At 52.7% G+C, this 11,329-nt stretch carries 9 protein-coding genes; 4 read left to right on the top strand and 5 right to left on the bottom strand.

The genetic code is table 11. The features are described 5' to 3' along the window. Nucleotides 1-297: 297 nt before the first annotated feature. From AB4Z33_RS03280 to AB4Z33_RS03270, 3 genes are read right to left on the bottom strand one after another with little or no spacing between them, the layout of a single operon-like run. A complete protein-coding gene (locus AB4Z33_RS03280) occupies nucleotides 298-1,518 on the bottom strand; it encodes a pyridoxal-phosphate-dependent aminotransferase family protein (protein ID WP_442048525.1) in 1,221 nt (406 codons plus the stop codon). Next, the gene (gene allC, locus AB4Z33_RS03275) at nucleotides 1,515-2,801 is read right to left on the bottom strand and encodes an allantoate deiminase (protein WP_442048524.1); all 1,287 of its coding nucleotides are present in this window, start codon (nucleotides 2,799-2,801) and stop codon (nucleotides 1,515-1,517) included. The genes AB4Z33_RS03280 and allC overlap by 4 nt, the downstream gene beginning before the upstream one ends. Nucleotides 2,802-2,848: 47 nt before the next feature. Further along, on the bottom strand, nucleotides 2,849-4,216 hold the full coding sequence (locus AB4Z33_RS03270) for an allantoinase (RefSeq protein WP_442048523.1): 1,368 nt from the start codon (nucleotides 4,214-4,216) through the stop codon (nucleotides 2,849-2,851). Nucleotides 4,217-4,489: 273 nt separating this feature from the next. Here AB4Z33_RS03270 and AB4Z33_RS03265 point away from each other — a divergent pair, with 273 nt between their 5' ends. Beyond that, nucleotides 4,490-6,139, top strand: coding sequence for a PucR family transcriptional regulator (locus AB4Z33_RS03265; RefSeq protein WP_442048522.1), 1,650 nt, complete (start codon nucleotides 4,490-4,492; stop codon nucleotides 6,137-6,139). Between the two features lie 26 nt (nucleotides 6,140-6,165). On the opposite strand, the gene AB4Z33_RS03260 is transcribed toward AB4Z33_RS03265, so the two are convergent. Beyond that, complete coding sequence (locus AB4Z33_RS03260; RefSeq protein WP_442048521.1) at nucleotides 6,166-7,209, bottom strand: YheC/YheD family protein; 1,044 nt, start codon at nucleotides 7,207-7,209, stop codon at nucleotides 6,166-6,168. A 155-nt stretch (nucleotides 7,210-7,364) separates the two neighbouring features. Between AB4Z33_RS03260 and AB4Z33_RS03255 the strand changes: the two genes are divergently transcribed. From AB4Z33_RS03255 to AB4Z33_RS03245, 3 genes are read left to right on the top strand one after another with little or no spacing between them, the layout of a single operon-like run. Further along, nucleotides 7,365-8,585 carry a hypothetical protein gene (locus AB4Z33_RS03255; protein ID WP_442048520.1) on the top strand — a complete coding sequence of 407 codons (1,221 nt, stop codon included), beginning with the start codon at nucleotides 7,365-7,367 and terminating at the stop codon, nucleotides 8,583-8,585. A gap of 16 nt (nucleotides 8,586-8,601) precedes the next feature. Further along, nucleotides 8,602-9,573, top strand: coding sequence for a 2,3-diaminopropionate biosynthesis protein SbnA (sbnA, locus tag AB4Z33_RS03250; protein ID WP_442048519.1), 972 nt, complete (start codon nucleotides 8,602-8,604; stop codon nucleotides 9,571-9,573). A 5-nt stretch (nucleotides 9,574-9,578) separates the two neighbouring features. Continuing rightward, a complete protein-coding gene (locus tag AB4Z33_RS03245) occupies nucleotides 9,579-10,544 on the top strand; it encodes a 2,3-diaminopropionate biosynthesis protein SbnB (protein WP_442048518.1) in 966 nt (321 codons plus the stop codon). 350 nt (nucleotides 10,545-10,894) lie between these two features. Here the strand turns inward: AB4Z33_RS03245 and AB4Z33_RS03240 are convergent, their stop codons facing one another. Further along, on the bottom strand, nucleotides 10,895-11,131 hold the full coding sequence (locus AB4Z33_RS03240) for a DUF6953 family protein (RefSeq protein ID WP_442048517.1): 237 nt from the start codon (nucleotides 11,129-11,131) through the stop codon (nucleotides 10,895-10,897). Between the last annotated feature and the right edge of the window lie 198 nt (nucleotides 11,132-11,329).

Below are 11,329 nucleotides of genomic sequence, written 5' to 3'. Positions count from 1 at the left end.
GAATCTACGCTAATCTGATATTGAGTCATACCAAAATCCCTCCAATGAATGTTGTCTCGACAACTCCATTCTAAACGAGGATTCTGGCTATGGCTCCCTTTTTTTGAGATCCTAGCTTTTTACACAAGTATACGGACTCAACTCAAAGCAGGGGGCTATGTTGCAAATATCCAACATAGCCCCCAACAGCACACAAAACCGCCTATAGTTACTGCAAATCTCCAACATAGCTGTCTGTTGGCTACGTTTCACGCGCCGCGCCCACCAGCTCGAAGATCGAGCCGGAGTCAGTAGACGTCAAGCATATGCGTTCAATGCCGCTTGCACGGCGCGGCCAGCTTCCAGCTTGTGACCTTGACGCAACAGAGCTGCTTCGAGCGCGCCGAGCGTGAGCAGCACGTTGCGTTTGCTGCAGCTGTAGCCCATCGTGCCAATGCGCCATATCTTCCCCTTCAGCACGCCGAAGGAGCTTGCTATCTCAATGCCAAAATCCTGCAGCAGCGTACTTCTAACCGCTTCGCCGTCGATTCCCTCAGGGATTTCGACGCAGGTGACGACCGGCATTTTGCAGCCGGGGTCGCCATACAGCGACAGTCCCATCGCCTCAATTCCGGCGACAAGCGCCGCTTCATGCGCCTTATGCCGCGCATATCGCGGCTCCAGACCTTCCTCCAGCACAAGTCGCAGTCCTTCTCGCAGCGCATACAGCATCGATGTCGCTTCCGTATGATGGTTCAATCGAGCTGAGCTCCAATAATCCTGGAGCATGCTGAGGTCGAAGTAATTGCTCTGCACCGGACGCAGCAGCGACTCCTCTTCGCCGCCCGTCAGCAGGCCGCGCTCAATCTTCTTGCGCCTTGCGATCTTCGCCGCCGCACGGCTGTTGTACGTAATCGGCGCCATGCCCGCCGGCACGGATAAACATTTCTGCGTGCCGCCGATAACCGCGTCAAGCAGCAAGCGGTCCGTCTCCAGCGCCACGCCGCCTATCGTGGCTACCGCGTCGACGACAAGCAAAGCATCGAGCTCGCGGCACACTTGTCCAATGCCTTCAAGCGACTGCATCCGCCCAGTTGACGTCTCGCCATGAACGATCGCAACAAGTCTAGGCCGATGTGTCCGTATTGCCGCGACAAGCTCCTCCGTATCGAAGACGAAGCCCCACTCCTTCTCGATTGTCACAACTTCGGCGCCGCAACGCTCGGCAATCTCCGTCAACAGATGTCCGAACCGGCCATAGATCGGCACAAGCACCTTATCTCCCGGCTCGATTAAGCTGACGAGAACCGCTTCAATACCGGACCGCGACGTGCCGTCCACCGGAAATGCCCATTCATTTTCGGTAACGAACAGCTTCCGCAGCATTTCCATCGTTTCATTCATTATCGAAGTGAACTCGGGATCGAATTGCCCTAATATCGGATACGACATCGCCCGCAGCACGCGCGGGTCAACCTCTACCGGCCCCGGCGTCATTATCGTACGCGGCGATGGCGACAAATCCTTGTATACCTTCATAACGCTTCCTCCCCATACCCCAATCTGTACAACAACTCCGTCAATACCAGCACGCCAACAGCCAGCTCGCTTGGCGCTGTATATTCAAGCGGCGAATGCGAGATGCCGCCGCGGCTTGGAACGAACAGCATTCCAGTAGGGCAGATGTGCTCGAACATTTGGGCGTCATGCCCCGCTCCGCTAACCATCCGCTTCGAAGAAATGCCCATCTCTCGGCTTATTTCGTCCAAATGGCGTATAATACCCGCATCCATCGGGACAGGCTTCTCGCAAAACCATTCCATCCCGCTAATCTCAAGCTGTCTTTCATCGGCGAGTCGCTTAAACGTCTCCATGACCCACTTGCAAAATAAGCCCAACGCCGCCTCGTCCGCATGCCTGGCATCCACCGTGAACGTCACTTTGCCGGGAACGACATTCGGCACGTTCGGCAATACATTCAGCCGTCCTACCGTCGCCACCAGCGGCGCACCTTGCCGAGTCGCTTCGCGACGCAGCTCCAGAATCATCGCGCTGACACCTTCCAGCGCATCTCTTCGCATATGCATCGGGGTCGTGCCGGCATGATTCGATTCGCCGGTTACCTCGAATTTCATTCGTCTCTGACCAGCTATCGCGTCAACAACGCCAACAGCTACGTTCTCCGTCTCAAGCACTGCTCCTTGCTCAATATGAACCTCAATGAATGCGCCGATATCGTGACGACGACTGCTCCGGCCAGAGCCTTCCCCGAAGCCGCACTTCGCCATCGCATCCACGAACGAAACCTCATCTATATCCTGCAAATGAGCAACCTGCTCAAAGTCCCTTTTGCCCGCTATACTGCCAGACCCCCAGTAAGCCGTCGGAAAACGACTGCCTTCCTCCTCGCATAACGCAACGACCTCCATCGTCCGCTTCGGCTTGCCGTACCGGCCATGCAAGTAGCGCAGCGCCAGCAAGCTTGCCGCGATACCGTATGCGCCGTCATACTTGCCGCCTTGCACGACCGTATCAATATGTGAGCCCGTCAATATGGAAGAGGCCTCTGCATGCTCCCCCGGCAGCTTGCCGAATAGATTGCCTACCTCGTCGAACTCCGTCACGAAACCGTAGCTCTTCATCCGCTCAGCCAGCGCATGCTGCGTACTCAGCCACGTATCGCTATACAGCAGACGGGTAACGCCGCCCGCCTCGTCTGGGCTGAATGCGGCCAACCACTCCAGCACTTCTACAATTTGCTCTTCGAAAATTGCGAGCAGTTCTTCCTTCTCTTGCGGGTGTGCTGCAATTCCTTGTCCCATGGCCGCTCCCCCTTTCAAAGCACTGCTGCAATTAGAACCCTCATGGACTATCGAATAAAAGTTCCCCGCTTCTCACTGCCAAGTCCCGTCTCCGAATCATATACCTTACGCCCTCTGCTATACACGGCCATAATGCCGCAATGAAAGGTCTCGCCAATATAAGGACTATGCTTATGACGATGATAGAGCTGCTCCTTCTGCAGTACATAGGTTGTGTTCAAGTCTATTAAAATAAGATCGGCATCCGAGCCTAATCTGATCTCTCCCTTAGCGGGATACAGGCCAAATCGCTTCGCAGGCTCGCCGGATATCATTCGGCTAATTTCCGTAAGCGGAATACCGCGTTTCACATGACCCTCGCCTACAAAGAATGCGACCGAGCTTTGCGCTCCGGCAATCCCTCCCCAAGCATCGAAGAAGTTGTCCGCTTCCTTCATTGAAGTTGGGCTTGGCGAATGATCCGATGCAATCAGATCGATTCGACCTTCCCTTACCGCTTGCCACAGACGCTCTCGTTCCTCGTTGTCCCGCATTGGAGGCGCACACTTGGCGATCGCGCCTTTCTCCACCATTGTTGCCGAGGTAAACGCTAAGTAATGCGGACAAGTTTCTACCGTAACGTCCATGCCGCGCTCGCGCGCTTCATGAATGGCTCGAACCCCCGCCCCACTGCTTATATGCACAAAATGCAAGGCACAACCCGTCTGCTCGGCGTAGAACAAAGCTCGATTGATTGCCTCAAGCTCAGCCACAATCGGACGCGTGGCGACGTAATCAGCAGCACCAAGTCGACCCTCCGCCCGTGCGGCGTCAGCAAGCCTCGAGACGATCGGCTCACTCTCGGCATGCAGCGCAAGCACTTTGTTCAAGCTCTTAATGATTTTCATTCCTTCAAGCAACGTATAGTCGTCAACCTCGCGGAAGATATCCTCCCCTTCTCCCCCAGGCGCTGACATGAACGCTTTATAACCAACTACACCAGCGTCGCTTAGCGGCTTCAACTCATGCAGCTTGCCTGGAACAAGGCCGCCCCATAATGCGTAATCCACATAGGACCGTTCATACGCCGCATCCAGCTTCATCTGCATAGCGGCGACCGTCACCGTAGGAGGCACCCCGTTCAGCGGCATATCGATATAAGTAGTCACGCCGCCGGCAGCAAGCGCAGCCGAGCCGCTCTCGAAGCCTTCCCACGCGCCAAGTCCCGGCTCATTCAGATGCACATGAGCATCGATCATACCGGCCATCACCGTAAGGCCCGATGCATCGATTGTTTCGAGTGCCGGCGCGTCAATGCCATGACCAAGCTGAACGATAAGTCCATCCTTCACGCCAATATCGAGAATGCGAACCTCATCCTTCAGCACGACGGAACTATTTTTGATTAACAAATCCAGCTTCCCTCTGTCACTCAATGCATCCACCCGCCCTCTCCATGTATTTCTATGCCGACTCGCGGCAACTCATTATTCGAGCCAAAGCACTTTTCCCGTTAACTTACATGACATCAATTAAAGATAGATAAACTCATCATAAACGCTGCAAAATAAATTGTCATTGTGTACACTGACCAAAAATCAACGCCATTCATTGAACAGAATAAACAATCCCGCATTTACATAGCTTCGTATAAATGATATATTCATGTCATATTATCTAACATATATTACGTAGAGGGTGGTTTAACCATGCTGCTCAAAGATTTAATATCGCTTCCTGTCTACGCGAATGCCGTGATCGTAGCCGGCCGTGAAGGAATAAGCAACACCGTTCAATCGATCACCATTATGGACGCGCCCGACATCATTCATTATTTGAAGCCGCAGGAACTGCTTCTGACGACTGGCTACGCGATGAAGGATCATCCCGATGCGCTGCTCTCGCTCGTTACGAATATGGCTAATGTCGGCTGCGCCGGCCTCGCCATTAAGACCAAACGATTTTTCCGCGAGGTGCCGCCGGAAGTCATTAAGCGAGCCGACGAGCTGCAATTTCCAGTCATCGAGCTGTCGCTCGAGCAATCGCTTGGCGATATATCGAGCCACTCGCTCAGTCATATTCTAGAGAAACGGACGGACGAGCTGAACTACGCGCTGACAACGCATAAGCAATTTTCTCAAATGATCATGCAGGGCAAGTCGACGCAAGACATCATTGAGGAGCTGTCCCTTCTCATCAGCTCGCCCGTTATGCTCATTGATTCGGAAGCTAAGCTGTTATGCAGCTCCGGCGGCGCTGCTTCGCAGCAATACCGCAGCTTGCTTCCTAGCCTGCAAGAGCGAATCGGTTCCTCTCTCGAACCTGGAGGGCAGCTCCCGCAAACGCCTTTTACAATTGCGGCGTCAGTGTTTCACCCGATTATGACCTACCAGCTCGAAGGCTACGTCGTTGCAAGCATTGACCGAAGCCATGCGCACTACAACTTGTCCAAGCATGCGATGGAGCAAGCAGCTAACGTAATTGGCCTTGAGCTTATGAAACGGCAAGCGGTGAAGGAGCGATCGCGTCGTTACAAGAATGAGTTTTTCTCCGACTTTGTGGATGGCCTCATTTCCTCGGAGCAAGAGCTTACCCATCGCATCAAGTATTATAGACTGATGAATCATCCCTACTACGTCAGCATCGTTGTCAAACGGGATACGTCCTACGATACCGCAGACGCCTCGAGTACACTTGAATCCGACGGCAGATTCATTTCGGAACGCGACCGCCATTACAATGTGCTTAAGAACGAGTTTTCCAAGCTCGATCAACGGTTCGTGCTGTTCACCAAAAACGATTATTTCTGCATATTAATCGCCTTGCAGCGAAGTATTGACGTAAAGTCAGGCAAGGTAAGCAAGTTTCTCGAGCAAATGCGGCAAGTCGTCGATAGCCTGCACCTGTTGCACGGCATTCCGATATCAATGGGCGTAGGCAACCCCGTCTCTCAGCTCGCAGACATTCCGTTGTCCTACAAGGAGGCCGTGGAAGCTCTGCAGACCGGCTATGATGCGCGCAAGCGACAGTTCGTCCAGCCTTACCGCGCCAAAAACTTCAATAACCTGCTGCGTATGATCCCGAAGGAAGAGCTGAAAGAATATTACGAGGATACGTTCAAGGATCTGCTCCATATTGAAGGCAAGGAACGAAGCGATCTTCTGAAGACACTAAGCACGTTCTACGAGACGCATTGCCAGCTGGCCGAGACTGCCAAGCAGCTATTCGTTCACCGCAACACCGTCACCTATCGCCTCGAAAAATGCGAAAGGCTCACCGGCCGGGACTTGCGCGACCCGGTCGAGAGCCTTCGATTCCGCACTGCCTTCTCAATGGAATCAATCGTCCATTCCGATTGAGGGGCGTGCATTACTGCTATTTACACTTATACGCCGCGCCTAGCCTTGCCGCAATTCAACGCATAGGTGCGGCCATATGCCCTCGCGTAACGGATGATTCTGCGCAGCATCGTCTGATCAGGCAGCAGCGTGAACGGACAAGGATCGGGCGCCGTGTTAACCTCCAATATCCATGGCTTCATTTGTTTATCCAGCGCGAGGTCAAGTCCGATCACGCGCAGCCCCGGATATGCAGCACGAAGCTGCTTCGCCGTAACCAGACCAATATAGTCCATATGCCGCAGCAAACGGTTGCGATAACCCGCATCGGAATATTTCTTCAACAGACGCGCAGTCGGGTATATGGATCCGCCCTGACTGCCGTTTGTTACGATTTTACGCGGATGAGCTACTCTTCCGAGTGTACCCGTCGCTTCCCAGCCGCCATACGGCGACCTCTGCACCATTAAGCGGATATCGAACGGTCTGCCTTTATGCTTAAGCAGGTTAATCCCTTTTTGCACGATATAAGTCTTACCCCTCGTCTCCCTGACAAGAGCGTGATAGAGCGCCTCATAACTGCCGAACGATGCCTTCCGAAGCCCATTCTGATACGTAAACTTGCCTCGATACGCTTCCACGCGCATAACGCCGATGCCCATTTGACCGCCCGTCGGCTTCACATAGACCATACCGAATTTTTGCAGCATTCCATACAAGGATTGCTTGCCGAACAGTTTTGTCATCGGCACGTGATGACGCAGTTCTCCGTTACGTAGCAGTATCTTCGTCTTAGCCCATTTATCCTTATACGATTTGCTCACTTTAACGACTGGTTTAGACACCTTGCGCTTCACTGGTGCTTGTTGTACATATTTCCTCTTAGGAGGCGCCGCATACCTGCTTCTGACCGGGCGACCGTTTCCAGCCGATAGTCCCCGTTTCCTCTTCGCTGCTTTGAATTTCTTCTTTGGCCCCGAATACCCTCTCCGGTACCTAGAGTAGCTGTTAATAGATACCTCGGCCTTTGGGCCATCCTCGATATTGCCAGCTTTTCGAACCGTTGCCGCCTTGTTCACATACACGTCCACGCAATCCCTCCGTTATTTTCAGTCTCTTGTTACAATATTAAACTAGTCAAAAAATAGCCCTAGGCCGCTATCGTCATAAACAGAACCGAGATGTCATCGCGAACATATGCTTAAGTAATTCAGCTTTGAATCTATGCGATAGGAGGTTCATACCTATGACTCTAGCAATGCCGATTCAGCAACAAGTAGAGCTGATAGGCAAGCTTCATCCCTGGTACACCGAATGGCTCGCGCAGTTGGGACTCCATACTTCTGTGCAAAATGTTGCGGAGCTGCCTCTTGTAACATCCGAAGTGCTTGAACAGGGGTATTATGCAGTATCGAGCAGAACGGAACCCGGCTTATCCGTTTATCGGACGTCTGGAACATCATCAGGCAAGCGCAAGTCCATCTATTATTCGGAGTCGGATGATGAGCGCTATATCGATGCCAAGATGACTTCCTTCCAAGAATGGCTGGGCAGTGATCTACCGAGTGTACGCAAAGCGCTTGCCGATATGGGTACTGGGCATGCCGCCAGCACGGCCGTCACTATTTTCGAGAAGATGGGTTTCGTGGCTGATTCCTTGTCTTTCTCTTCTCCCATTGAAGAGCACATCGCCCGCCTTGACACCTTTAAGCCCGACCTCCTCTACACGATGCCTTCCATTCTGGATGGCATCGCCGCAGCCGCTCCCGCACCGTCCGCATTCGGCATCAAAAAAATAATCGTTGTAGGCGAGATCGCTACCTTGGAATGGCAAGCCAATATGGCTGAACGCTTCGGCATTCAGCGGAGCGATATTCTCGACACTTACGGCTCCATCGAGATCGGAGCTATCGCCGCCTACTCGCATGAGCTTGGCAAATACGTTTTATCGGAAGGGTTATTCGCAGAAGCGCTGCCGGCTGAACAGATTGATCCGAGCTTCTCTCCCCTTCAGGAGAACGAAGGCGTACTTGTGCTGACTTCTTTCGTTCGTTCTATGTTTCCTGCTATTCGATTCGTCACTTATGACGTCGTGAGAGATTTTGAGACTCATATCGTGAATGGGGTACCAAGGCAAACCTTCAGGTGCATCTCCAAGCGGATCGGTTCGGAGCTAAAGCATGGCGAGAAGATTAGCCTTTACGACATTGAAGAGGTCGTCAACCGCTACGTGCATGATGCAGAGCTGCGGGTGCGCATTAGCGGCAATAAGCTTGCTGTCCATATTAAGAGCAAAACGTTGGATGAGGCAATGATAGAAACGATTCAGCAGGCCATTGAGGTGAAAATCCCCGAGATTGGCGAAATGATTCAAAACCGAATATTAAGCGGGATTGTCGTAACGAAAGCAACGGATAATGAGCAGTTGGAACGAGGAGCGGTGAAGGCGAAAAAGATTTATTCGTGAGAGGTGGACCATTGTGGTGAATGACAATATATTGGCCGTTATTGGAGAAACGCCGCTCGTGCGGCTGTCCAAACTATTCGAGGAGCGCCGCGGCATACGAGTATACGCCAAGCTAGAGCTGATGAATCCGAACGGCAGCTCCAAGGACCGGCCTGCGGCACGAATTATCAATCAAGCGATCAAGGACGGACGAATCGGTCCGGGGTCGGTCGTCATTGAATCCAGCTCAGGCAATATGGCAATCAGCCTCGCATCCATTTGTTCCTATTATGGAATGAAATTCATATGCGTCATCGACCCAAAAACATCCGAACAGAACATCAAAATTATGAAGGCATACGGTGCGGAGATTGAATTTGTGGCGAAGCCCGATGAAGCGACTGGCGAATATTTGCCTGCAAGGCTGCAGCGGGTGCAAGAGCTGCTTACCCGTATACCGGGCAGCTATTGGCCGAACCAATATGCGAATGAAAACAACTACAGCGCTCATTATGAAGGCACGATGCGCGAGATCGTAGACAAGCTTGGGACAGTCGACTATGTTGTCGGAGGCGTCAGCACCTGCGGCACGATGCTTGGATGCTCCATGTATGCGCGCAAGCACTCGCCTGGCACGAAGCTCGTAGCTGTTGATGCCGAAGGCAGCGTCATATTCGGAGGAGCCAAAGGTCCGCGCGTGTTTCCCGGTCTCGGGGCGGGCATCGTCCCTCCCTTCGGCCAGTCGTCCTTTATGGACATTTCTATGAATATACCAGAACGTGAAATGGCAGCCAGCTGCAGAGCGCTCGTACAGAAGGAGTCGATTCTGGCCGGTCCGTCCTCGGGTGCCGTCATTGCGGCTATGACGCGTCTCTACGATCAGATTCCTAGCGACTCCGTATGCGCCGTTATCCTCCATGATCGCGGCGAGCGCTACTTGGATACCGTATACGCCGACGCCTGGATCGAACGGCAATTCGGCACTGCTAATTCACCGTTGAAAGGATAATGCGCGTGTTATATTTGAACGATAATCATCTACGCATGGTCGGCTTGCAATGGAATGAGCTTGTGAATAGCGTAGAACATGCCGTCACCGTTATGGACCAAGGCGATTTTGCCCAGCCCTTGAAGCCTTATTTGCGCTACAATGATCCGGCGAACCGCATTATCGCAATGCCCGCTTATATCGGCGGCGACGTGCAAGCGGCCGGCTTGAAGTGGATCGCCAGCTTTCCCGGCAACATTCATCTCGGACTACCTCGCGCGCATAGCGTGACAGTCCTGAACAATGCGGTGAGCGGCGTGCCGTATGCCATCCTTAACGCACCGCTCGCGAGCGCCGCACGGACGGCTGCAGTAAGCGGTCTCGTCATTCGCCATTATTTGAAAGCTCATCCGGGCCGCCGCATGAAGGTAGGCATTATCGGATGGGGTCCGATCGGTCAGCTTCATTTCGATATGTGCGCCGATCTATACGGCGATTTCATCGACTCGGCGCTCGTCTACGACATTAGAGAACCGAAGCTCGATGACATCCACCCCGCCCTTCGCGGCAAGACGCTTGCCGCAGCCACTTGGCAGCAGCTCTATGCCGAATCGGACGTCGTCATTACCTGTACCGTGAGCAGCAATCGCTACATTGATGTGCCTCCTGCGCCGGGAACGCTGCTGCTGGACGTGTCGCTGCGCGACTTCAAGACGGACGCCATCGGCAAGGTGAAGGCAGTCATTGTCGACGACTGGAGCGAAGTATGCCGCGAGAATACCGATATCGAGCTGCTGCATAAGGAGTGCGGCCTTGCGAAGGAGCAGACGCATTCGCTCGCCGACGTTGTATGCCGCGAGGCATTAGCCGCTTGGGCCGATGACGAACCGGTCTTGTTCTGCCCAATGGGTATGGCTTCTTTCGATATGACCGTTGCCGCCTATATGGTGCGACGAGCGGAAGCGCTTGGAATCGGCGTAAAGCTGGAGTAGCTGTTGCTGGATGGCAGTTTCATTCTTATTTCTAATAGATATAGTTTTTAGCTCTATTTCTCTCAAACTAACTAAACTTCGCGGAATAGGTATACTTCCTATACCTATTCYATCACGCGGAGGTTGGTGGGGGCATAGTGAGGTAACGATCATGTGAAATAGATATACTTTCCATCTCTATTCCTCCCAAACTAGCTAGACTTCGCGGAATAGGTATACTTCCTATACCTATTCCATCACGCGGCGGTTGGTGGGGGCACGTTAGTCATATAATAGGTAACTGAAAAAAGGCCCTCGGCTCACACGATGAACATATCGTGAAGGCGGAGGGCTTTTTTACAATTTACACTCTAGCTCCAGCCCCAGAAGAAGCCGTCCCGTTCCCATGCCGCTTTGCCGCGGTGGAGCTTGCGGAACGCCTTCTTCACCTCTTTGTCGATCGACTCGTTGCCGTTGTCGTTCACATAAATGAATGATTCGCCAAAATGGCTTTTAATATATTGGACTGCGGCTTCTTGATGCAAGATACCCGCCGATTTCACTTCATTTAACATCCATTCCGCCACATCTTCTGCGGTATGCGCCATTTCTCTACTCCTCCATTCCACATCAAATAAACGCTGTAACTATAGCATAATCAGCTGGAGATCACAACGAAGTTTCACTGCGTACACCGACCGAGAAGATGGCAATGGATCGCGAATGGAAAAATATTCTTCAATTAGACGGGGAAATAAAAAAAGATAACCTCATTGGAATATAGTCCAACCTCCCGACGCTGAAGC

This window comes from Paenibacillus sp. 2TAB19 (genome assembly GCF_052115185.1).
GTDB lineage: Bacteria > Bacillota > Bacilli > Paenibacillales > Paenibacillaceae > Pristimantibacillus.
The sequence above is the reverse complement of the archived record's forward strand: the minus strand, read 5'-3'. Positions and strand labels throughout refer to the sequence as shown.